The 23,086-nt window shown below is 72.3% G+C and carries 13 protein-coding genes; 4 read left to right on the top strand and 9 right to left on the bottom strand.

The features are described 5' to 3' along the window. The first annotated feature begins 115 nt into the window (after window positions 1-115). On the top strand, window positions 116-1,603 hold the full coding sequence (locus tag ACIQBL_RS32210) for an FG-GAP repeat protein (RefSeq protein WP_401947801.1): 1,488 nt from the start codon (window positions 116-118) through the stop codon (window positions 1,601-1,603). 48 nt (window positions 1,604-1,651) lie between these two features. Here ACIQBL_RS32210 and ACIQBL_RS32205 read toward each other — a convergent pair whose 3' ends face one another. The 3 genes from ACIQBL_RS32205 to ACIQBL_RS32195 form a co-directional block, all read right to left on the bottom strand. Continuing rightward, window positions 1,652-4,225, bottom strand: a complete 2,574-nt coding sequence (locus tag ACIQBL_RS32205; protein ID WP_401947898.1) for a SpoIIE family protein phosphatase — start codon at window positions 4,223-4,225, stop codon at window positions 1,652-1,654. A 241-nt stretch (window positions 4,226-4,466) separates the two neighbouring features. After that, window positions 4,467-7,010, bottom strand: a complete 2,544-nt coding sequence (locus tag ACIQBL_RS32200) for a SpoIIE family protein phosphatase (protein ID WP_401947799.1) — start codon at window positions 7,008-7,010, stop codon at window positions 4,467-4,469. Between the two features lie 242 nt (window positions 7,011-7,252). Further along, window positions 7,253-8,182, bottom strand: coding sequence for an N-acetylmuramoyl-L-alanine amidase (locus ACIQBL_RS32195; protein ID WP_401947796.1), 930 nt, complete (start codon window positions 8,180-8,182; stop codon window positions 7,253-7,255). A gap of 716 nt (window positions 8,183-8,898) precedes the next feature. On the opposite strand from ACIQBL_RS32195, the gene ACIQBL_RS32190 reads away from it, so the two are divergent. Continuing rightward, the gene (locus ACIQBL_RS32190; protein ID WP_401947794.1) at window positions 8,899-10,083 is read left to right on the top strand and encodes a cytochrome P450; all 1,185 of its coding nucleotides are present in this window, start codon (window positions 8,899-8,901) and stop codon (window positions 10,081-10,083) included. Between the two features lie 34 nt (window positions 10,084-10,117). On the opposite strand, the gene ACIQBL_RS32185 is transcribed toward ACIQBL_RS32190, so the two are convergent. Next, complete coding sequence (locus ACIQBL_RS32185) at window positions 10,118-10,618, bottom strand: MarR family winged helix-turn-helix transcriptional regulator (protein ID WP_401947791.1); 501 nt, start codon at window positions 10,616-10,618, stop codon at window positions 10,118-10,120. Window positions 10,619-10,738: 120 nt separating this feature from the next. Between ACIQBL_RS32185 and ACIQBL_RS32180 the strand changes: the two genes are divergently transcribed. Further along, window positions 10,739-12,016 carry a multidrug effflux MFS transporter gene (locus ACIQBL_RS32180; RefSeq protein ID WP_401947788.1) on the top strand — a complete coding sequence of 426 codons (1,278 nt, stop codon included), beginning with the start codon at window positions 10,739-10,741 and terminating at the stop codon, window positions 12,014-12,016. 258 nt (window positions 12,017-12,274) lie between these two features. On the opposite strand, the gene ACIQBL_RS32175 is transcribed toward ACIQBL_RS32180, so the two are convergent. Next, window positions 12,275-14,212, bottom strand: a complete 1,938-nt coding sequence (locus ACIQBL_RS32175) for a pectinesterase family protein (protein WP_401947786.1) — start codon at window positions 14,210-14,212, stop codon at window positions 12,275-12,277. A 959-nt stretch (window positions 14,213-15,171) separates the two neighbouring features. Here ACIQBL_RS32175 and ACIQBL_RS32170 point away from each other — a divergent pair. After that, window positions 15,172-17,436: an ATP-binding protein gene (locus ACIQBL_RS32170; RefSeq protein ID WP_401947784.1), complete on the top strand. Its 2,265-nt coding sequence runs from the start codon at window positions 15,172-15,174 to the stop codon at window positions 17,434-17,436. A gap of 20 nt (window positions 17,437-17,456) precedes the next feature. On the opposite strand, the gene ACIQBL_RS32165 is transcribed toward ACIQBL_RS32170, so the two are convergent. The 4 genes from ACIQBL_RS32165 to ACIQBL_RS32150 form a co-directional block, all read right to left on the bottom strand. Next, window positions 17,457-18,359: an aminoglycoside phosphotransferase family protein gene (locus ACIQBL_RS32165; RefSeq protein ID WP_401947781.1), complete on the bottom strand. Its 903-nt coding sequence runs from the start codon at window positions 18,357-18,359 to the stop codon at window positions 17,457-17,459. Window positions 18,360-18,494: 135 nt separating this feature from the next. Next, window positions 18,495-19,151 (bottom strand): response regulator, encoded by a 657-nt coding sequence (locus tag ACIQBL_RS32160; RefSeq protein ID WP_401947779.1) that lies wholly within the window; start codon window positions 19,149-19,151, stop codon window positions 18,495-18,497. Beyond that, complete coding sequence (locus ACIQBL_RS32155) at window positions 19,148-20,479, bottom strand: sensor histidine kinase (RefSeq protein WP_401947776.1); 1,332 nt, start codon at window positions 20,477-20,479, stop codon at window positions 19,148-19,150. Before ACIQBL_RS32155 ends, ACIQBL_RS32160 begins: the two co-directional genes overlap by 4 nt. A gap of 109 nt (window positions 20,480-20,588) precedes the next feature. Further along, a complete protein-coding gene (locus ACIQBL_RS32150) occupies window positions 20,589-22,826 on the bottom strand; it encodes an MMPL family transporter (RefSeq protein ID WP_401947774.1) in 2,238 nt (745 codons plus the stop codon). Between the last annotated feature and the right edge of the window lie 260 nt (window positions 22,827-23,086).

Below are 23,086 nucleotides of genomic sequence, written 5' to 3'. Positions count from 1 at the left end.
CCACGCAACAGTTGTCACCGAGGTGTCACAGCACACCGGGGCACCACAACTCCCTTGGCATGTCTCGTGTCGAACCCCCTGACCGCAACAGATTTGACCCACGGGGGAACACATCATGACGAACGTGTCACGCAAGAAGGTCTCCGCCGCCGTCGCGTCCGCGACCTTCCTGCTCCTGGCCGGCGCCGGCATCGTCGCGGCACCGGCCGGCTACGCGGGCGTCCCGGGCGGCACCGGCGCCGTCGACCGCAACAGCGACTTCAACGGGGACGGCTACGACGACGTCCTGATCGGAGCCCCGTCGGGCACCGTCGACGGCAAGGAGGGCGCCGGGTACGTCACCGTCCAGTACGGCGCCCCGAACGGCATCGCCACCAACACCACCGTCCCCAAGGGCCGGACGGCCGTCATCAGCCAGTCCACGCCCGGCGTCCCCGGCACCTCGGAGACCTACGACTCCTTCGGCCAGGCCATCGCCACCGGCGATGTGGACGGCGACGGCTACGACGACGCGATCATCGGCGCGCCCGGCGAGGACGAGGGCAGTCTGGAGAACGCTGGCCGCGTCACCGTCCTGTACGGCTCCAAGGCCGGTCTGGGCGCCGAGGCGAACGCCTCCTTCACCTCCACCAAGCCCGTAGCGGGCGCCCGGTTCGGCCAGTCCGTGGCGGCGGCCCGCTTCACCGGGGCGACCGACGCCGACGAGATGGCCGTACTCGACGACAACGGCGCCCAGATCTTCACCTACCACACCGGCATCCTGCACTCGATGGGCGCCCTGAACACGACCACCGCCCCCGGCGGCCACCGCATCCAGCCCGCCTACCTCACCACCGGCGACTACGACCGCAACGGCTTCGCCGACCTGGTCGTCTCCGGCTACAGCCCCGACGACGGCTACCGGCAGGGCTGGTCCGCCCTCTACTCGGGCGGCGAGACCTCACTGACATGCCGTCAGGACCTGAACGGCGGCCTCGGCACCGCCTCCGGCGACATCGACGGCGACGGCTACGACGACCTGGTCCTCGGCCAGCTCAGCAGCGCCGACGACAAGGCCGAGGGCGACGACGGCGGCAAGATCGGTGTCTACTACGGCAGTTCGGAGGGCCCCGCCGGTCCCGCGGACTGGTGGTCGCAGAACTCCCCGGGCGTGCCGGGCACTTCGGAGCACGGCGACGCCTGGGGCAACGACCTCTCCGTGGGCGACGTGAACGGCGACGGCTACGCGGACGTGGCCGTCGGCGCCCCCGGCGAGGACATCGGAGCCGTCCAGGACGCGGGCGCCGTCTGGCTGTTGCGCGGTTCACGCACCGGCGTGACCGCGACCGGCGCCCAGTCCTTCGACCAGAACACCGCCGGCATCCCCGGCACCGCCGAGGCCGACGACGCCTGGGGCTCCCAGGTCCGCCTCGCGGACACGAACCGGGACGGCCGGGCCGAACTGGTCGCCTCCGCCCCGGGCGAGAACTCCGGTGACGGCTATGTGTGGTTGCTGCCGGCGGGCCCGAACGGCCTTCTCGCGGACGGCTCTTCGCTGTACGGCGCGGCGGACCTGGGCGGCGCGGCGAAGGGGGCGCGGTTCGGGGCGGCGATCGACGAGTAGGAAGTCCAGCGGCCGGGCCCAGGGCGGGAGTTCACCCTGGGCCCGTGGTCACCACGCCTGTTCGGCCCAGATGACCTTCCCCGCCGGTGTGTACCGCGTGCCCCAGCGCTCCGACAGCTGGGCCACCAGGAACAGGCCCCGGCCGCCCTCGTCCGTCATCGCCGCGTACCGCAGATGCGGTGACGTGGTGCTGCCGTCGTAGACCTCGCAGATCAAGGTGCGGTCGCGCAACAGGCGTACGCGGACGGGGTCGTTGCCGTAGCGGATCGCGTTGGTGACCAGTTCGCTGAGGATGAGTTCGGTGGTGAACGTCAGCTCGTCCAGGCCCCAGTGGGTGAGTTGGCGGGTGACCGAGGTGCGCATGTCGGCGACGGCCGCCGGGTCGGACGGGACGCGCCATTCGGCGATGCGGTCGGCGCCGAGGGCGCGGGTGCGGGCGACGATCAGGGCGATGTCGTCGCTCGGCCGGACCGACAGCTCCGAGTCGAGTACGGCCCGGCAGGTGTCCTCGGGGGAGTCGCCGGAGCCGGTGAGTGCGGTGCGGAGCAGTTCCAGGCCCACGTCGATGTCACGCTCCCGGTCCTCGACCAGTCCGTCCGTGTAGAGGACCAGGCGGCTGCCCTCGGCCAGCTCCAACTCGGCCGTCTCGAAGGGGAGTCCGCCGAGGCCGAGCGGGGGTCCGGCGGGGACGTCGGGGAACTCGACGGTGCCGTCCGGGAGGATCAGTGCCGGGGGTGGGTGGCCGGCGCGGGCGACGGTGCAGCGCAGGGTCACCGGGTCGTAGATCGCGTACAGGCAGGTCGCGCCGGTGACCGGGGCGTTGCTGTCCTCGGTCGTCTCGTCCTGGTCGATCCGGCCGACCAACTCGTCGAGCAGGCCGAGGAGTTCGTCCGGCGGCAGATCCAGTGCGGAGAAGTTGAGGACCGCCGTGCGCAGTCGTCCCATGGTGGCCGCCGCGTGCAGGCCGTGCCCTACGACATCGCCCACGACCAGGGCGACCCGGGCACCGGACAACGGCAGCACGTCGAACCAGTCGCCGCCGACCCCGGCCTTCGCCGGCAGATAGCGGTAGGCGACGTCGAGCGCGGTCTGCTCGGGGAGGCGGCGGGGCAGCAGGCTGCGCTGGAGAGTCACCGCCATGCCGTGTTCGCGGGTGTAGCGGCGGGAGTTGTCTATCGACACGGCGGCGCGGGCGACGAGTTCCTCGGCGAGGGCCAGCTCCTCCTCGTCGAAGGGCTCGGGCTTGTCGGCGCGCCAGAAGTTGACCACGCCGAGGATGAGGGCTCCGGTCCGCAGCGGCACGGCGATCAGGGAGTGGATGCCGTACTCGACGACCTGCGCGGTGCGTTCGGGGTCCTGGGTGAGCCAGCCGGGGGCGTCGCCCAGCCGGGGTTCCACGACGGCCTCGCCGGTGTCGAGACTGCGCGCCTGCGGGGAGGACGCGACGAACTGGATCTGCTTGCCGACCGGGTAGAGCGGGGCGTCGTCGCGGACCCCGCTGTACGCCGTGCGGCGCAGCTCGGTGCCGGGCTGCGGCTCCTCGCCGCTCAGTACGGCGTCGTAGAGGTCGACCGTGACGAAGTCCGCGAAGCGGGGGACGGCCAGTTCGGCGAGTTCCTCGGCGGTGCGGGTCACGTCCAGGCTGGTGCCGATGCCCACTCCGGCGTCGTAGAGCATGTTGAGGCGTTCGCGGGCGATCTCGGCGCGGCCGGAGACGGCGCGGAGTTCCGTGGAGTCGCGGAGCGTGGTGACGCTGCCGGGCGGGCCGCCCTCCAGGTCGGTGGGGCGTTGGTTGACGGCGAGGAGCCGGCCGCCGACGCGGTGCACCTCGTCCGTCGCGACCCGCGCGGAGGCCAGCAGGGCGGTCATGTCGGGGTCGAGTCCGAGGTCGAGGACCAGGCGTCCCTCGGCGTTCTCGGGCAGGTCGAGCAGGTGGCGGGCCTCGTCGTTGGCGAGCAGCAGTCGGCCCTCGCCGCCGACGATGATCACGCCCTCCCGTACGGCGTGCAGCACCGCGTCGTGGTGCTCGTACATCCGGGTCATCTCGTGCGGGCCCAGGCCGTGGGTCTGGTGCTGCAGGCGTCTGGTGACCAGGGCGGTGCCGCCGAGGGCGAGGGCGAGTGCCACCCCCGCGGAGGTCAGCAGGAGCGGCAGCTGCTGGTCGGCGGCGCCGCCGACGTTCGCCTTCGTCACCCCGGCCGAGACCAGGCCCACGACCTTGCCGCCGGGGCCGTCGACCGGCACCACGGCCTGCACCAGCGGCCCTATGGTGCCGGTGATCTCCTCGGTGACGACCTGCCCGGCCAGCGCGGGCGCGATGTCCCCGACGAACTTCTTGCCGATGCGGTCCGGTCTGGGGTGGGTGTAGCGGATCCCGTCGGTGTTCATCACGACGATGAAGTCGACCTTGGACGCCTTGCGCGCGGCCTCGGCACGCGGCTGGAGGATCGCCGTGGGGTCGGCGCTGTGCAGGGCCGCGACCGTGCCCGGCGCGTTGGCGAAGGTCTCGGCGACGGCCACCGACCGGTTGCGGGCCTCCTGCGTGCTGTCGTGCCGCACCTGGAGGACCTGTGCCACCACCGCGGACACGACCAGCAGCAGCACGATCCCCACCTGCAGCATGAACACCTGCCCGGCGACACTGCGGCCGCCCAGCCGTCCCCCCAGCGGGGTTCGCCGGTGCCGGTGTTCGCGCGCCCGACGGGCACGGTCGTACGTGCTCTGTGCGCGCAGACCGTCGGGGCGGTGGGTCGACCGGGCCCCGGGTCGACCCGTCAGGCGGACCATGTGCCCATGTCTACACTGCCTGACCTCAGGAGGCGAGGGGCGTCACACCGGGTGACAGGCCGGGCCCGACCCGGGATCAGGGGTGCCTGCCGGGCTTGGCGCGCCGGGCCGCGAGCAGCAGCGCGATGTCGTCGGGGCGGTCGGCCGCGTGCCGGGCCGTCGCGGTGAGCCGGTCGGCGACACCGGCCAGCGCCCGGCCGCCCGGCCGCGCGGCGGGCCCGCCCGCCTTCGCGAGGGCGACGCGCAGGGCGGCGATGCCGTCGTCGATGTCGACGCCGGGCCGCTCGACCAGACCGTCGGTGTACAGCGCCAGGATGGAGTCGGGCTCCAGGTGGAGTTCCGCGACCGGGTACTGGGCGTGCGGGTCCACCCCGAGTACGACGCCCCCGGGTATGTCCCAGACGCGGGTGCGGCCGTCCGGGGTACGGATCAGCGGCGGCGGATGCCCCGCCCGCGCGACCCTGACCAGCCCGCTCGCCGGGTCCAGGCGGAGGTAGCAGCAGCTCGCGAACTGGCCCGGGTCGAGGTCGATGAGGAGGTGGTTGGTGCCGCTCATCACCTCGTCGGGCGGCCGGTCACCGAGTGCGAACGCCCTTACCGCGCTGCGGAGTTGACCCATTGTGGCGGCTGCCTGGACACCGTGCCCCTGGACGTCGCCGATCACCAGGGCCAGTCCGTCGCCGGCCTCGACGACGTCGTACCAGTCGCCGCCCACCTCCATGCCCTGGGTGCCGGGCAGATAACGCCCGACGGTCTCCACCTGCGGGTGGGCCGACAGCCGGCGCGGGAGGAGGGCCTGCTGGAGGCCGCGGGCGAGGGCGGCCTCGGAGTCGTAGCGCTGGGCCTTCTCCATCGCGTGGGCGATCAGTCCGGCGAGGGCGGTCAGGACCGCGCGCTCCTCGCCGCTGAAGCTGCGGTTGCGGTCGAAGCCCAGGATGCAGGAGCCGACCGGGCGGCCGGAGGCGATGAGCGGCAGGAACGCGCGGGCGCCCACCTCCGCGTCCAGGGGGATGCCCGGGTAGGCGTCCGCCAACTGCCGCATCGAGTCGAAGAAGAGCGGGCGTCCGCTGGTGAGGGTCTCCACTCCGGGCAGCCGGGTGTCGAGCCCGACGCCGTCGAAGGGGGCGAGGAAGCCCTGGGGGAAGCCGGTCTCCCAGGCCAGGGTCAGGTGGCGCTCCTGGAGCAGGTAGATCGCGAGCCGCCGGCCGCCGAACGCGGGCAGCAGTTCCTTCATGACGACCGCGGACACCTGGCGGGCGGTGACCGCCTCCGTCAGCGCGATGGCGAGCACGATCGGCCGGTACAGGGGAGCCAGCGAGGTCACACCGTTCGCCGGGGCGTCGGCCCCGTCGGGGGGCACGGGCACCAGCGGGAGCGGCGTGCCCGACACCCGGGTCGACGGCGCGACCGTGCACGTCAGGCCGTCCCGCCCGGGATGGACGGCGATCGCGAGCCACTCGCTGCCGTACGACTCCTGCCGCCGCTCCAGGTCCTCCGGGCGCCGGACGTGGAAGTGCACGGACCCCAGGGACAGGAGGGCGCCGCGCAGCTGGTCCTCGCAGCCGGTCTGGTTCAGCCAGGGCACGCCCTCCCACAGCGGGCGGCCCAGCAGCTCCTCGCGCGGCCGGCCCAGCAGCTGGGCGGCGCGTGGATTGGCGTACGTGACCAGGCCCAGCCGGTCCAGGCAGAACACGCCGTCCGGGAGCAGATCGGCCGCGCTGTCCGCCATCGGGTCGGGGCCCGGGTCGAGGACGACACCGCTGACCGGATGCCCGCCGCCCGGGGGGACGGGTCCGGTGGCGGGCGTCCACAGGTCCAGCAGCCGCGCCGAGCCGTCCGCCGCCCGCACGCGCAGGGGGAGCGGCGGGGGTTTCCCGGCGGCCGTCGCCCGCAGGGCCGCCATCACCTGGTAGGTGTCGGTCGGAGCCAGGACGTCCGCGATCGCCCGCGCGGTGCCGTCGAACTCCCCGGGCTCCACCCCCAGCAGCGCGTGCAGGGAGCCGTCCCCGGTCACGGCGGCCGTCGCGGGATCCCACACGAACCGTGCCATACGACGTTCGGGGCGGTGTGTGGCCGCCGCCTGGACGCACACGGGCTCGCCGTCCCAGGCGACGACCGGCCCGTCCTCGTCCTTGTGCTCGTCCTCCAGCTCCCGCAGCGCCGCGCCCAGCTCCTCGGCCAGCCGCGTCATGCGGTCCACGCCGGACAGCACCTCGGTGGCGTCCGCGGCGGAGGGGCGCAGCACGGTCAGCACGCCGTACGTCGTCGACCCGCTCATGACCGGTACGTACAGGGACCCGAACGGGAAGGGCAGGCTGGCGGCGAACTGGGGATAGCGGCGCATGCACTCCGCGGCGTGCGGCAGCACCACCTGGACGCCGAGCCGGTAGGCGTCCGCGACGGGGAACTTGCTGTCGACGTGCAGTCGGCCCCAGGGGCGGAACAGCGGGCCGGGCAGTCCCGCCAGCACGGCGAGGCGCAGCAGTCCGGGCGTGCTCGACCGCAGATAGACGCCCCCCGAGTGGCCGCCGGCCGCGTCGATCGCCTCCGTCGAGGCGTCGATGAGCAGCTCGGCGAGCCGTCCGGGCGTCCCCTTCTCGCGCTCGGCACTCCCAGTCATTGGGGCTCTACCTCGTCCCTGTGGCGCCGGGTGGGTGACACAGCAAGAATGCGCCAGGACGCGGCCGGGGTCACCTGGGCGGACGGGATGGGCTGGAGGGGCACGGGTATCGCCGGTCCGTCGGGGTCTGATGAAGTGATCAAGAGTGACTCAAGTGTCGGTATCGGGTGCGGGACACGGTCCGCTGCCGTCGGCTCATGCCGAAGGCCCCTCGGCGCGGGGGCCGAGGGGCTTCCGGTGGGTCAGGCGACGACGGTGAACAGTCCGCTGCTGTCGCCGAGCCTGCTGAGGGAGATCTTGCCGGGGATGCCGTTGGCGTCGGTGCCGGTGTAGCCGAGGTGGTGCTGCCACTTGGCGTAGGCCGCGACGGTGGTGGACCCGAAGGAACCGTCGCCCGCGTACGTCTTGGCGAGGTAGCCGAGTTTGACCAGCGCGGCTTCCGTGAGGTTCGTGCCCGCCATGTAGCTGACGTGGCCCTGCTTGCGGCCGGGGTCGGTCTGCGCCGCGGCGATCAGCCGCGAGAGGTCGACCCGGGGCTTGCTCGCCGAGCCTGAGGGCTTGGACGGCTTGGACGGCGCGGTCTTGGTCACCGCGAGCTGCTTCTTCACGTCGGCCCGGAAGTCGTCCATGTCGAAGCTGGGGTCGATCTTGCCGGGCTGTACCTCCTTGTGCCCGGCGACCGCCTTCTCGGACCAGCCGTGCGCCCGGCACAGCGCAGCGGCCCACAGCACGGCCTGGCGGTACTGCGCGTCCGGGTAGGGGTCCTTGCCGTTGCCGAGGTTCTCGATCTCCAGGCCGTACAGGCAGTCGTTGCCGTCGGCGTTGGCCTGGTCGTCGTGCGGGAGCGTCTTCTCCTGGCGCAGCGCGTTCAGTACGTCGAGGTCGACGGCCCCGGCGTGGTTGGCCCGCCCGTGGCCGATCATCCAGAGTCCGTCGGTCTTGCCGAGCCAGGAGTGGCAGAGCGGTCCGGGCAGATCCGACCTGCCGTTGTAGCAGATCTCCTTGTCGCCGTGCCCGGCCGTGTGGTGGATCAGTACACCGATCACGGGGCCGAAGGTCCTGCCGGTCTCCGTGTCGCGGTTGTGCGTCTTCCAGCCGGTGTGCTCGTGCACGGCGAGGCCCTCGGCCTTCAGCACGGAGAGCGTCTTCTCGGCGGACAACGGTGTGGCCATGGGAGCTGTGCCCTTTCGGATCAGCGCGTCAAGTGGTCGGTAAGGACAGGTGAGTTGAGGCCCGACGTGCTTCTGTGACCGGGTTCTCGTCTCGTGGCGTTCAGGATGGCGCAAACTATGCCCCGCGCGGGGCCGATTCGATCTGTTGCTCTCGCGGGCAGTGACCGCCGGGCCCCGGTGGTGACGCCGAGCACCCCGGCCGTCGGCACCAGGGCGATCGCTCCGAGCACGGTGGCGGTCGGCAGATGCCTTGCCGGCGGTGCCATGGGTTGATGGTGGCCTCGGGGGGCGGATGGTGACATGAGCGCGGGTACTCAGACCGGGGAGCGGACGGGGGCGTGGGTACTCAGCTTTGGGGAGGTGAACTCACCCGGGGGCGCCGGGGCGCCGGGTCGCGCGGGGCGAGGCGGACTGCGGTGCGCTGGCCGGTGGTGCCGGACCGTGAGCCGCAGCCGCTGCGCGTGTGACCGGCTCCGGCCCGGAACGCCGGAGCCACCCTGGGCCTCGCTCGGCACGGTCAATCGGTACCTCATCGGCGTGCCGGGTCGGATCCAGCGGCATCCGGCGCTCGCCGTGCTCGATGTCGCCCCGTTCGTCCGCGCGCCGTAGGTCCTGTGCGCCCGCAGGGCGACATCGGCGCCCCCGCCGACTCCGCCCACGGCGCGATTGTTAGCCTCGCTCATGGCCAGTTTCCCCCTGCCCCGTCATGGATCGCGATGAGTACGGTCGCCGCCGCCTCCTTCCCGCTCGGTGCCGGGACCACCCTCGCCGAACTCGCGCAGGACCCGCATGCGCGGCTGGCGCGGCTCCGTGAGCGTGAACCCGTGTCCTGGCTGCCCGAGTTGGGCGGCTGGCTGGTCACCCGGCGTGACCTCGCGCTGAGCGTGATGCGGGACGCGGCCACGTTCACCGTGGACGACCCGCGCTTCTCCACCGCCCAGGTCGTCGGCCCGAGCATGCTCTCCCTCGACGGGGAGCGGCACGCGCGACACCGTGAACCCTTCACCGCGCCGTTCCGCCCGCGCGAAGTACGGGACGGCTTCGCCTCGTTCATCGAGCGCGAGACCGACCGGCTCGTCACCGCGCTGCGACCGACAGGCGCCGCCGAACTGCGCCGCACCTTCGCCGGCCCGCTCGCGGTCGCCGTCGTCACCGAGGCGCTCGGGCTGACCGGCACCACCCCGGACACGGTCCTCTCCTGGTACGACGCGATCGTACGGTCGGTCTCGGACATCACCGCCGGGCAGGAAGCGGGAACCGCCGGCACCAAGGCGTACGCGGAACTGCGCGCGGCCGTCGAAGCCACCGTCGCCGGCCAAGGCGGAGCCTCACTCCTCGTCTCCGCCGCCGGACGACTGACAGTGCCCGAAGTGGCCTCCAACGCCGCGGTGTTGCTGTTCGGCGGCATCGAGACCACCGAGGCGATGATCACCAACGCGCTGCTGCATCTGCTCCTGCACCCCGAGCAACTCGCCCTCGTCCGGGCCGACATGGGCCTGCTGGACGGCGCGATCGAGGAATCCCTGCGCCTCGAACCAGGTGCCGCCGTCGTCGACCGCTACGCCACCCGGGACACCGTCCTCGGCCCCGCCGCGATCCGTGCGGGCGACCTGGTCACCGTCTCCCTCACCGGCGCCAACCGCGACCCCGCCGTCTTCCCCGACCCCGACCGCTTCGACGTCCGCCGCGAGAACGCCCGCCTCCAGCTGGCCTTCGCCCACGGCCCGCACTACTGCCTCGCCGCCCACCTCGCCCGCCTGGAGACCCGCATCGCCCTCCAGCACCTCCTGGAACGCCTGCCGGCCCTGCGCCTCGACCCGGAGCACCCGACTGCCCCGCACGGACTGGTCTTCCGTAAACCGCCGACACTCCATGTGCTGTGGGACGCGAAGTCGTCCTGACGCAACCCGGATGTGATGTGTCGTCAGGAGGCGCTCATTCACGGCCCACTTGGCGCTCCATGACCTCCACCAGGCGCCCCAGCGCGCTCAGCACCTGATCCCGGTCCTCGCCCAGTCCCGCCAACAGCTGCACCTCGGTGGCGAGTTGGCGCGGGAAGAGATCGTCCACGGCCTTGGCTCCGGCCGGCGTGATGGTCACCAGGGCGGCACGTCGGTCGGCCGGGTTCGGGGTGCGGGCGATGAAGCCGCGCTTCTCCAGTTTGCCCAGCGCCTTGCTGACGCCCGCGCGGGACAGCCCGAGCCGCTCGGCGAGGCGGCGGGCGATCACCGGGTCGGTGGCGTGGCGCAGGGGGATCAGCATGTCGACCTCGGGGGCGGTGAGCGCGGCGCCCGCGTAGAGGGGTTCCACCGCCCGGTTCAGGAGGCCGGTGGCGTGCTTGAGCAGGCCGATCAGCTCCATGGGGGAGGTGTCGAGGCCGGGGTTGTGCTCGGTCCACTGTGCGCGGACGTCGGTGGGGGAGGGGGAGGGCGACATGCGGCTCGTCTTCTCGCTTCCTGGGCCCGGTCTTCAAGGACTTCCGGGGCGGTCTTCGCGAGCCGGCGCCTCACCCGTCCGTCATTGTTAACCGGTGAACCATCGGTTACCGTTGTCGTCATGGTATCGCCGTCCCCCTCGTCTTCCGCTGCCGTGGACGCCTCCGCCGCGGCCGATTCCCCCGACCCCTCGCGGCGCGCCGCCGTCGCCCTGGTCGCCGTCCTCGCCGCGCTGACCGCGGTCGCCCCGCTCGCGACCGACATGTACGTCCCGGGCCTCCCGGCTCTGGGGCACACGCTCGGGGCGAGCGGTTCGGCCGTCCAGCTGACGATGACCGCTTTCCTGGCCGGACTCGTCGTCGGACAGCTGCTGATAGGCCCGCTCAGCGACGGCCTCGGCCGGCGCCGGCTGCTGCTGGCCGGAGCGGCGGGGTTCGTGTTCTTCTCGCTCGTGTGCGCCGTCGCCCCCGGCATCGGAGTACTCACCGGTGCCCGGTTCCTCCAGGGCGTGACCGGCGCGGCCGGCATGGTGCTGGCCCGCGCCGTGCTGACCGACCGCTTCCACGGGCCGGACCTGCCGCGCCACTTCGCGGTGCTCTCGCAGATCATGGGTGTCGCGCCGATCGCGGCGCCGGTGCTCGGTGGGGCGATCCTTACCGTGTCGACCTGGCGCGCGGTGTTCGTCGTACTGGCCGTGATGGGCGGGCTGTTGCTGCTGGCCGTGCTCCGCAAGGTGCCGGAGTCCCTGCCGCCCGAGCGGCGGCACACCGGCGGGGTCGCGAGCACGTTCCGGGCGATGGGGGCGCTGCTGTCCCGTCGTACCTTCATGGGGTACGTCCTTGTCCTCGCGTTCGTCTCGGCGGCGCTGTTCACCTACATCAGCGGCTCCAGCTTCGTCTTCGAGAATCTGCACGGTGTCTCGGCCACGACCTACTCCCTCATCTTCGCGACCAACGCCTTCGCCATGCTGATCGCGGGCGCGGCCTTCTCCCGACTGGCCGGACGCACACGGCTGAACAACCTGCTCGTGGCCGGAGTCGCCGTCGCGGCGGTCGGCGCGCTGCTCCAGGTGCTGCTGGTGCTGATCGTGGGGGAGACCCTCGCCGGCACCTGGATCACCCTGTTCGTCACGGCCGGCGGCATCGGCATGGTCTTCCCGTCGACGATGAGCATCGGCCAGACCCTCGGCCGCAGCGCACCCGGCGCGGCCTCCGCCCTCCTCGGTGGTCTGCAGTTCCTGTTCGGGGCGCTCGCGGCGCCGCTGGTGGGGTTGTTCGGGGAGGACAGTTCCCTGCCGATGGCGCTGATCATGCTGATCGCCGTGGTGGCGGCGGGAGTCGCGCTGGTGGGGCTGGCCCGGCCCTGGGAGGGGCGGGGAGAGCCGTCGGCGGCGGCGTAGAGCAGGTCCATGCGCGTCCAACGGCGGTGGGGGGGGGGGGCGGCGGGCCGGCCCACCCCCCCCCCCCCCCCCCCCCCCCCCGGGGGGGGGGGGGGGGGCGGGGGGGGGGGGGGGGGGCGGGGCGGGGGGGGGGGGGGGGGGGCGCGGGGGCGGCGGGGCGGGGGGGGGGGGGGCCCCCCCCCCCCCCCCCCCCCCCCCCCCCCCCGCCGCTCACCTCGCCATGAGGGGGCGGGGTGCGGTCTGTTCTCTAGGGTGCGATCACCAGACGGGGTTCCAGCCGTCGGCGCCGGCCAGGTACTTCTCGGCGGTGTAGTCGGCCGCTTGGCTGTCCGTCAACTGCGGGGAGTTCGAGCTGTCGCCCGTGCCCAGGCCGTAGTTGTTGTACTCGTGGAACCGGGCCCACGACCAGGGGTAGTCGGGGGTCATGTCGGTCCAGGGCTGGTCTGGGTCGATGCCCGCGTGCACCACACTGTCCCGGACCACGGCCTGGGGCCAGGCGTCCGCCGTGTTGTGCCACGGCCGGCCGAGATACATCGTCTTCGCGGTCACGCCGACGGTGGTGATCTCGCTGCTGACGATCAGGAGCCCGTACTTGATGCGGTAGTCGGTGTTCGGCGCCAGCACCGTGCCTCCGGTCCAGTTCTTCACGGCGATCTGGCACCGGTCGACCACCGCGGTGGCGTTGCCGAAGATGAAGTCGATCGAGCCCTCGATGTAGCTGTTGTAGATGTACTGCCGGGTCTGCGTGGTGGCGACCGGCGCCTTGACGAGCACCGTGTCCTGGATGCCGATGAGTCGCACGTTGCCGAAGACCTGCCGGTCGCCCATGGCGGCCAGCGCGACCGCCTGCGTCTCGAAGGCGCTGATCTCGGGGTGGTTGGCGGGGTTGAACGTGTTGTGGATGGTGAGGTCCTGCACGAACAGGTCGTGCGCCTTGAAGGTCGCCACGGCGCTGCCCTGGGTGCCCCACTCGGTGCCGTCGGACTTGAGCGTCCCGTGGGCCCGGTCGTAGCTGATGACAACGTCGTCAGGAGTGCCGGTGACGCCCCGCATTGTCAGCCAGGGCCTGCTGGCCGGGACGCTGATGACCTCGTTGTAGGTGCCCTGGTCGATGAGGATGCTGTTCGCGCCCGAGTCGGGAAGCGCGTCGATCGCGGACTGCACGGTTCCGTGGTCGCCCAGGCCGTCCTGGGAGACGTAGATCAGGCTGCCTTCGAGGAAGTGCTTGCCCTTGGTGTCCTGGTCCGAGTGGTAGGCCGTCATGAGATAGGCCGCGGCGGCCACCGTGGTCCCGATGACGATCCCGGCGACCTCGACAGGCGTCGCGAAGACGGCCGTCCCCGCGATGACCGCCAGCAGGAATCCCCTGCTGAGCCTGCTCCAGTTGTTGTGGAACGCGATGTGCGTCGCGCTCAGGGCGAACGACACGCCCCGGCCGAACGCCACCGCGGTCTCCCGCGCCTGCTCCCGGAACCGGGAGGCCTCGGCGACCCCCACGATGAGCAGCAGGATCGACGCGGCGGCGAGCCGGGTGTCGATGTTCTCGCCGTTCAACAGCCTGGTCACGGCGGTGTCGAAGTTGGCGGGGCTGATCTGCATGCCGTCGCGGGTGGCGCCCTGCTGCTGGAGGTTGCCGTAGGTCGCCAGCGCCGAGAACCGGGTGTTGGTGTTCGCGACCGTGGAACCCGGCAGCCGGGCGGGGTTGACCCGACCGTCCGACAGGGTCGGCGCCACGTCGGAGTCCAGGATGAAGAAGCTGCGGGTGGTGTCCGTGGGCCAGTACACGATGCTGCTGTCGTCGGCGTCCTCGGTGCCCCACCGCCAGCCCATGAGGTAGCTGTCCGACCGGCGGATGAACAGGCGGATGAAGCTCAGCTGACCCTCGGTGTGCAGGTCCACGGTGATGTACTGGGTGGTCCCGTCGATGTCGGTGACGTCGACGGGGGGACCGCCCAGCGAGTCGAGTCGGCCGGCTCTGACCGCCTGTCTGATGCCGTTGAGCATGCCGACGTAGCCGCTGCGGGCCTCGGAGGGCTCGCTGCTGATCCGCCAGGTGACGTTCGCGCCGGTCGCGGCGGCGGCACCTGGGGCATCGGCGAACACCAGACCGCCGGCCATGACGCTGGTGGCCACCACGGCCGTCGCAGCGGCGAGAAATGATCTCCGGGGAAGTCCGCCCCGCGCCTCGGTCGTCATATGAGCTCCTTGATGTGATGAGCGACCCGTCGAACGGATCGCTGCGTACGGCGATCGCCGTGCGCGACGCGACGCGGCACGCGGTCGGTGAGTGACATCGGCCGGGTGAGATTCCGTCACAGTTCCGGTCGCCGACCGTTGTCGGCGTGTGCCGGGGGTGCGCTCCCGAGCGGGTCCGAGGACCGCGGCGCGGGAGGGCGCGCCCTGTCGTGGGTCATGTCGGAAAGGTTCGGTGCGGGACGCGTTCCGGGGCCATCCGTACTTCTGCGGGGCAGGGCCCGGCGCCGTACCCCCGTGGTTTTACGGGGTTGTCCCGCCGGGTGGGCGCCTGGTTCGCTGTCCGCCGGGGCGCGATCGGGGCGCGGAACCGATCAGGCACCGGTCTTCCCGGCGCGGACGATACCCCGGCCCGCTTGCCGCTCGGTGCGCCTGCGGTGAACGCCTTCGCCTGTATGACGGGCCCGGGGCGTCGAGCCGGGCTCCGGTCGTTGCCGGGGCCGAACGGGACGCTTCGTCGTGCTCCCCGGTGCGGCCCAGGGCGCCCGCTCCGGTCTCCTGCCCGACGACGGCAGGTGACCTCCGCGGGCGTTCACCTCTTGGGGCCGGCAGCGCGCACGATTGGCGCGCGAACGTCTCCACTCCGGCGGGCCGTCACCGTGCCGACCCGCAGCCGCCGTTCGCCGGCGCTCGCCGGGACGGCGTGCCCGTGTGCGCGGATCCGCCGCCCTTCCGCCCGCCTGTGCCCCCTCTCGGCCCGGACGTGTTCATGAGAGGTCGATCACAGCCCACTCCCGGCCGTCGGTGGGTTGGATACTGTTCAGTGGCATACGTGCCGTCGTGTCCAGTTCCGTTGCCCTGAGCGCCGCACGTCGAGATTGTCATCGAATATCGCCTTCGTGACCACCGTCGAGACAGGGCAGGGGAGTTGGGGTGCGAGCTGTGGGAAGGCGAGAAGGAACTTGATCATCCAGATACCGGGTGTGGGGAATCTGCCGGCGGCTCTGACCACGTTAGTGGGCAGGGACGGGGACATCGCCGAAGTCCGCCGCCATCTGGGGACGACACGGCTGCTGACACTCACCGGAGCGGGCGGGGTGGGCAAGACACGGCTGGCGCTGGAGGTGGCCGCCGCGTCGGCGACGGATTTCGCGGACGGGGTGTGGCTGGTGGACCTGGCCCCGGTGCGGGACCCCGCGTCGGTGGCGAACGCCACGGCGACCGCGCTGGGAGTGCCGGACCTGGGCACCCGGCCTGTCGTCGACCAGCTCGCCGCCTTTCTGGCCCGGCGCGGTCCGCTGATCGTGCTCGACAACTGCGAGCATCTCGTCGACGCCTGCGCCGAGTTGGCGCACGGACTGCTGTCCGCGTGCCCGAGGCTGCGCATCCTGACGACGAGCCGTCAGGCGCTGGACATCTACGGCGAGCACGTCTTCGCCGTTCCTCCGCTGGCGCCCGACGCCGCGGCGGAACTGCTGCGGGACCGGACCACCGCCGTACGCCCGGAGTTCCGGATCACCGACGACAACCGCGCCCAGGTCCGCAGACTCTGTGCCGACCTGGACTGTCTGCCGCTGGCCATCGAGCTGGCCGCGTCCCGGCTGCGGACCCTCACCCTCGACGAGGCGTTGAACCGGCTGGAGGACCGTTTCGGGCTGCTCGCCAACGGCAGCCGGGTCGCCCGGCCGCACCAGCGGACCCTGCGCGGGCTGATCGACTGGAGCCACGAACTGTGCACCCCGGCCGAGCAGTTGCTGTGGCGACGGCTGTCGGTCTTCGCCGACGACTTCGGCCTCGACGCGGCCGAGGCCGTCTGCGCGGGCGACGGCATCGAGCGGAGCGAGGTACTCGACCTCCTCGACCGCCTGGTCGGCCAGTCCGTGGTCCTGCTCTGCGAGCGAGCGGGTCTGACGCGCTATCGACTCCTTGAGACCATCCGCCAGTACGGGCGGGAGCGGCTCGCCGCATCCGGCGAGGAACAGCGGGTACGGCGCCGGCACCACACCTTCTACCTGGATCTCGCCGAGGGCATCGCCGACGGCTGGTACGGCCCCGGCCAGTTGGAGAGCCTGACGCGGATCCGCGCGGAGTACGCCAACCTGCGCGTGGCGCTGGACCTGGGCGGCGAGCCGCAGGCCACTCTGGCGCTCGCCGCCGCGCTGCGTTTCTACTGGTGCGAGGGCGGATACCTCGGCGAGGGACGCCGTTGGCTCGACCAGGCGCTCGCCGCCGCGCCCGAACCCACCCCGGCGCGGGCCCGGGCGCTGTGGGTCGCGGCCTGGGTCGCGGTGTTGCAGCGCGATCACGAGGCGGCGTACGGCTGGCTGGACGAGGCGGCGGAGCTGGGGAAGGCGCTGACCGACCGGGTGGTGTGCGCCCATGTCATGGGCCTGCGCGGCACGTTGGCGCTGTTCGGCGGCCGACTGGCGGACGCCGTGGCCCTGCTGGAGGAGGCGGTGACCGCCCACAAGGGGACGGACGAGGAGATCGGGGCGGTCTACGCGTTGATTCTGCTGGCCACCGCCCAGTCCCACCTCGGGGACCCGCGCACCACACAGACCTGCCGGGAGGCGGTCACGCTCGCGGAGGCGCACGACGAACGGCTGGTCCGCGCGCACGCCCAGTGGACGCTCGGCTACGACGCCTGGATGCGCGGCGACCTGAAGGAGGCCGCGCTCATGATCCGGACCGCGCTGGGGAACGAACGGGGCTTCACCGACTACCTCAGGGTCGCCCTGATGGTGGAGCAGCTGGCCTGGGTCACCGCCGCGAGCGCGGAACACCGGCACGCGGGGCGGCTGTTGGGGGCCGCGCGCGCCCTGTGGGAGGACGCCGACACCCCCATCTCGACGTTCGGACCCCACATGGTGGACCAGCACGCCCAGTGCGAGGAAGCGATCGTACGGGCCCTGGGCCCGGCGGCGTACGAGGAACTCCTCGTGGAGGGCGGCAGTCATCGTTGCCCCGACGAGGCCATCGCCTACGCCCTGCGCACCGAACCCGAACCGACCGCCCTGGCCCCCGCCCCGAGCCCGCTGACGCGCCGGGAGCAGGAAGTGGCCGCGTCGGTGGCCAAGGGCATGAGCAACCGGCAGATCGCTTCCGCGCTCGGACGCTCACCCCGCACGGTCGACGGACATGTCGAGAACATCCTGGCCAAGTTCGGCTTCAGCTCCCGTGCCCAGATCGCCTCCTGGTGGACGGCCAACCAGGAGCCGAGGCCGTAGACCGACCTCGCGGAGTCGGTTCACGGTGTGTGAACGGACGCCAGTACGCGGTCGAGCGCCGTTCGGCCCGCGTGTCCCCACGTCGGTTGGCCACCGGGCAGGCCGCGGTCCCAGGCCCGGCCGACGCCGAGGAGGCCGAGGCAACTGCGGACGGCCCAGCCGCGGGCGCGGTGGATCGTGGCCTCGTCGGCGTGGCCGTAGGCCTCGAAGAAGTGGCTGTGCGCGCCCTCGGGCAGGAGCAGCCAGGCCGCCGCGAGGTCGGTCGCCGGGTCGCCCGCGCAGAGTTCGCCGAAGTCGATGACGCCGGACAGTGTCCCGTCGGAGGTGACGGCGTTCGCGGGGTGGAGGTCGCCGTGCAGCCACACCCGCGGACCCGCCCACGCGGGAGCCGTGACGGCCTTCTCCCAGACGGCACGCGCCTCGGCGGCGACACCGGGGGAGGCCACGAGGGGCAGCCCCGCCTCGAACCCCTCCGTGAGCAGGGCGAGCGGTACGCCGCGATCCGCGCCGGCCGGTGCGTCGGCGGGCGCCTCGCGGTGCAGCGCGCGGAGGAAACCCGCGAGCGTTTCGGCGGCGTCCCGGCCACGGGTGACGGGGGTGCCGTCGCACGGTTCGCCGGGGACCCAGGTCACGATGGTCCAGTTGTGGGGGAAGCGTGCCGTGGGCCCGCCCCGCCGCACGGGAGTCGGTACCGGGAGCGGCAGCAGGGGCGCCAGGCGTGGCAGCCAGTCCCACTCCTTGCGCAGGAGGGCCGGGGCACGCGGCGTACGGGGCAGTCGTACCGCCAACTCATCGCCCAGGCGCCACAGTTGGTTGTCCCACCCGGAGGCCACCGGGCGGAGGGCGAGTTCCGCGAGGTCGGGATGCCGCTCGCGCAGCAGCGACCGGACCAGGGCCTCGTCGATCTCGACGTCCGTCGACAAGAGCGGCAACTCCTTTGGCGCGAAAGGGCGATGGCAACGTGCTGTGATCGTACGGAACCGCCCGGCGAACGGTTCACCTCGCCGCCTCCGCCTCCGCCTCCGCCGCCACGCCCCGCGAGGCCGACATGACCTGCCTCAGGCCGGCCGTACCAGCCCGGCGTCGTACGCGAAGATCACCGCCTGGACGCGGTCGCGGGCGCCGATCTTGGCGAGGACGCGGCTGACGTGGGACTTGACGGTGGACTCGGCGAGGCTGAGGCGTTCGGCGATCTCGGTGTTGCTCCAGCCGGCCGCCATGACGGTGAGGACCTCGCGCTCGCGGTCGGTGAGGGCGTCGAGGCGGCGGTCCTGTTCGGGGGTGCGGCCCGGCATCCGGTCGGCGAAGGCGTCGATGAGTTTGCGGGTCAGGCCGGGGGAGATGACGGCGTCCCCGGCGGCCACCGCCCGGATGCCCGCGACGAGTTCCTCGGGCAGGGCGTCCTTGAGGAGGAAGCCGCTGGCCCCGGCGCGCAGCGCGGCGTACGCGTACTCGTCGAGGTCGAAGGTGGTGAGGACCAGGACACGGGAACGGCCGCCCGACCGCACGATCCGGCGGGTGGCCTCGATGCCGTCCATGCCGGGCATGCGGACGTCCATCAGGACGACGTCGGGGCGCAGTTCGGCCGCCAGCCGGACCGCCTCGACGCCGTGCGTGGCCTCGCCGACGGTGCTCAGGTCGGGGTACTGCTCGATGAGCATGCTGAAGCCGAGGCGTTGCAGGGCCTGGTCGTCGACGATGAGGACGGTGGTCATGCCGGGTGCTTCTCCGTGAGGTCGGGGGCGGTCGAGGTGGGGACGAGGAGGGCGCGGACGGTCCAGCCGCCACGGGAGTTGGGGCCCGCGGTGACCTGCCCGCCGTAGAGCGCGGCCCGTTCGCGCATGCCGACCAGGCCCTTGCCGTGCCCACCGGTGCCGGGTGTCCGCCGCGGGCCGGTGTCCTCGACGGTGACGGTCACCGCCTCCGGACCGGCCGCGACCGTGACCTCGACCTCGGTGTCCGGTGCCGCGTGCTTGAGCGTGTTGGTGAGGGCTTCCTGCACGATGCGGTAGACGGCGAGCTGAAGTCCCTGGGCGAGACCGGTGAGTTCACCCTTGAGGTGCAGGGTGGCGGCGGGTCCTGCGGCCCGGAACCGGCCCATCAGGGCGGCCAGGTCGGTCAGTCCGGGCTGGGGCGAGAGCGGGGTGTCGTCGGGTTCGTCGTCGTGGATGACGGCGAGCAGCCTGCGCAGTTCGGCCAGCGCGCCGCGCCCGCTCTCGGCGATGATCCGCAACGTGTCCGCGCCCCGCTTCGGCTTGGCCTCCGCGAGCCCGGCGGCGCCGCCCGCGAGGCCGACGATCACGGCGAGGGTGTGACCGAGGATGTCGTGCATCTCCCGTGCCACCCGGGCGCGTTCACCGGCCACGGCCAGCCGGGCCCGCTGGTCGCGCTCCACCTCCATACGTACGGCGTGCTCCTTGAGGGCCTCGATATAGGCGTTCACCAGTTTCCCGGCCAGACCCAGTGCGGCCATCGACAGGATGGCGACCACGGCCAGGAACGCCAGCACCGGTGTGCTGGTCGCTTCGTGCGCCATCCCGGCGCCGTTGAAGAAGACGATCGTCACGAACGCCGTCCCGAGGGTGTAGGCGACGGCGACGGCCAGTTGGCTGGGAGGGCCGAAGCGTCCCATGTTGATCAGCGCCACCAGTTGTGTGGCGCCCGCGCCCGAGTCCACCCCCAGGAGCCGCGACACCAGGGAGGTGGCGGCCAGGACGACGAACACCGCCAGGGGCTGGCGCACCCGCCAGAGCAACGGCACGGTGAACCCCGCCGTGAGCGCCAGCATCACCACGAAGGCGGGGCCGGACCTGTCGGCTGCCTGTGCCTGTGCCAGTGCCGGAATGCCGGCGAGGGCGTAGCAGGCGGGCACCCCCCACCGCCTGACCCGCGGATGGGCCATATCGGCGGTCTTCACCCGCGTCAGCCAGGTGAGCAGCCAGACGACCGACCGGTATTCGGAGTCACCCAGCCGGGCCCGGCCCATCAGGCGCTCGGGCTCGAAAGGCCGAGCCGTCGTCGGCGGTGCGCTCACGGGATACACCCTCCGTGGTGCGGGCGGGCCGCCCGCCGGCCCCGGGGGGAAGGGGGCCGGCGGGCGGGGACGGTGTGGTCGAAAGGGGCGTCCTGGTGTGGATCGTACGGCCGCCGCCTCAGCTCCCGCCGGTGGCGACGGGCGACGCGGGTGCCCGGCCCGCGCCCTCGGAGTCGCTGTCCGGGTCCTCGGCCAGCAGGTGGCGCAGTCGTTCGCCCTCGACGTCGACATTGGGCAGTATCCGGTCGAGCCGGCCGGGCAGTGCCCAGGCGCGGTGGCCGAGCAGGGCCATGACCGCGGGCACGATCGTCATGCGGACGACGAACGCGTCGAAGAGGACGGCGGAGGCGAGGCCCAGGCCGATCGACTTGATCAGCGCCACGTCGTCGAGGAGGAATCCGGCGAACACGGAGATCATGATGACCGCGGCGGCCGTGACCACCCGGGCCCCGTGCCGGAAGCCCGCGATCACCGCCTCCGTGGGCTCGGCCCCGTGGACGTACTCCTCGCGCATCCGGGTCACCAGGAACACCTCGTAGTCCATGGCGAGTCCGAACACCACGCCGATCATGAAGATCGGCAGCACGCTCACGATCGGCGAGGTCTGGTCGACGCCGAACAGGTCCGCCAGCCAGCCCCACTGGAACACCGCGACCACCACACCGAGCGTGGCGACCACGCTGAGCAGGAAGCCGGCGGCGGCCTTGAGCGGGACCAGGATCGAGCGGAACACCAGGAGCAGCAGGACCAGGGCCAGGCCGACGACCACGCCGAGGTAGGGGATCAGGGCGCCGCTGAGCTTGTGGGACACGTCGATGTTCAGCGCGGTCGTGCCGGTGACCATCAGCTCGGAGCCGGTGCCGGACTTCAGCGCCGGGCCCCGGTCGCGGATCTCGGAGACCAGGTCGACGGTGGCCTGGCTGGTGGGGGCGCTCTTGGGCACGACGGAGATCAGGGCCACGTCGCCGTTCTGGTTGAAGACCGCGGGGCGAACGGCGGCGACGTCGGACAGCTTGCCGAGCTGGGCGACCGCGTCCTGCGCGGCGGTCCTGGCGTCGCTGCTGCCGCGGCCGTCGACGACCACCGTGAGCGGACCGTTGTAGCCGTCGCCGAAGCCCTTGGTGATCGTGTCGTAGGCGATGCGCTCACTGGTGCCCGGCGCGGACATGCTGTCGTCGGGCAGGGACAGGCGCATCGACAGAGCGGGGACGGCGAGGACACCGAGCCCGACGACCGAGACGACCAGCATCTTCAGCGGGTTGCGGGTCACGAACCGGGCCCAGCGCACGCCCGTCGTGACGCCCTCGCCGCGCTCCTGGAGGGCGCGCATCCGGCGGCTGGTGAACCGGCTGGCCATGATCCGGGTCCCGGCGAAGCCCAGCATCGCGGGCAGCAGGGTCAGCGCGATCAGTACGGCGACGACGACCGCGAAGGCGGCGCCCAGGCCCATGCTGGTCAGCATGCCGATGCCGATGATGCTCAGGCCGGCCAGCGCGATGACGACGGTGAGACCGGCGAACACCACCGCGGAACCGGCGGTGCCCAGCGCGCGGCCCGCGGCCTCCTCCGGTTCGTGGCCGTCCCGGATCTCGCCGCGGTACCGGGAGACGATGAACAGGGCGTAGTCGATGGCCACCGCCAGCCCCAGCATCAGTGCGAGGGTGGTGGCGGCCGAGCTGAGGTCGAGGAACGCGCTCGCGACCGTGATGGCGCAGACCGCCGCCCCGACCCCGAAGACCGCCGTCAGCAGCGGCAGCCCGGCCGCGAGCAGCGACCCGAACGTGATGACCAGCGCCACGGCCGCGATCAGCAGCCCGATCAGCTCGGTCGCGCCGCCACCCGCCTTCTCCTGTACGGCGTTGCCGCCCAGGCTCACCGCGAGGCCAGCCTGCTCGCCCCGGTCGGCCACGGAGTGCAGGGCGTCGCGGGCGGCGCCGGTGACGTCTGCCTGGCCGACCTTGTAGATGACCTGGGCGTAGGTGATGGTGCCGGACGCACTGATCAGACCGCTCTGGTACGGATCGCTGACGTTCGCGACCTGGGGCGCCTTCCGCAGATCGGCGATCAGCGACTCGACCTCGGTCTTGTTGGCCCCGGACTTCAGTTGCTGCCCGTTTGGCGCCTCGAACACCACGCGGGCGGTGGCACCGGCGGCCGACGCCTGCGGGAACTCCTTGCCCAGCAGGTCGATCGCCTTCTGCGACTGCGTGCCGGGCAGGGTGAAGCTGTCGGACGTGTTCGACGAGACACTCGCCGCGCCGATGCCGACGGCCGCGAGGGCGGCGATCCACAGCATCAGGACGAGCCGTCGTCGCCGGAACGAGAACCGGCCCAGCCGGTAGAGGAAGGTGGCCACGGAGTACTCCCACCAGGTTTCGAGAGGAAGAGGAGGGCCTGCGCGACCCACGCCTTCACGGTAGGAGCGCCTTGCCCCGCGTCCGCGGCACCGGGGAAGTGAAAGCGGCCGACCTGACTAGTACCGGGGTACTGGGTCCTCTCCACCCTCCCGTCGGGATGAGCGGCCTTCCGGACGAGGCGGGCGCCGTGACCCGCCCCACACGATCCGGGACAAGGGGCGGTTAAAGTGACCAGGCGAATCGAACATGGACAGAACCG

It is taken from the genome of Streptomyces sp. NPDC088350 (assembly GCF_044753545.1).
Lineage (GTDB): Bacteria > Actinomycetota > Actinomycetes > Streptomycetales > Streptomycetaceae > Streptomyces.
This window is presented reverse-complemented; position numbering and strand designations above follow the sequence as displayed.

Coding starts and splice junctions, on each gene's coding strand:
- ACIQBL_RS32175 (WP_401947786.1), bottom strand. CDS start 14,212: ATGACGACCGAGGCGCGGGGCGGACTTCCCCGGAGATCATTTCTCGCC.
- ACIQBL_RS32200 (WP_401947799.1), bottom strand. CDS start 7,010: ATGACTGGGAGTGCCGAGCGCGAGAAGGGGACGCCCGGACGGCTCGCC.
- ACIQBL_RS32185 (WP_401947791.1), bottom strand. CDS start 10,618: ATGTCGCCCTCCCCCTCCCCCACCGACGTCCGCGCACAGTGGACCGAG.
- ACIQBL_RS32210 (WP_401947801.1), top strand. CDS start 116: ATGACGAACGTGTCACGCAAGAAGGTCTCCGCCGCCGTCGCGTCCGCG.
- ACIQBL_RS32205 (WP_401947898.1), bottom strand. CDS start 4,225: ATGCTGCAGGTGGGGATCGTGCTGCTGCTGGTCGTGTCCGCGGTGGTG.
- ACIQBL_RS32190 (WP_401947794.1), top strand. CDS start 8,899: ATGAGTACGGTCGCCGCCGCCTCCTTCCCGCTCGGTGCCGGGACCACC.
- ACIQBL_RS32160 (WP_401947779.1), bottom strand. CDS start 19,151: ATGACCACCGTCCTCATCGTCGACGACCAGGCCCTGCAACGCCTCGGC.
- ACIQBL_RS32195 (WP_401947796.1), bottom strand. CDS start 8,182: ATGGCCACACCGTTGTCCGCCGAGAAGACGCTCTCCGTGCTGAAGGCC.
- ACIQBL_RS32180 (WP_401947788.1), top strand. CDS start 10,739: ATGGTATCGCCGTCCCCCTCGTCTTCCGCTGCCGTGGACGCCTCCGCC.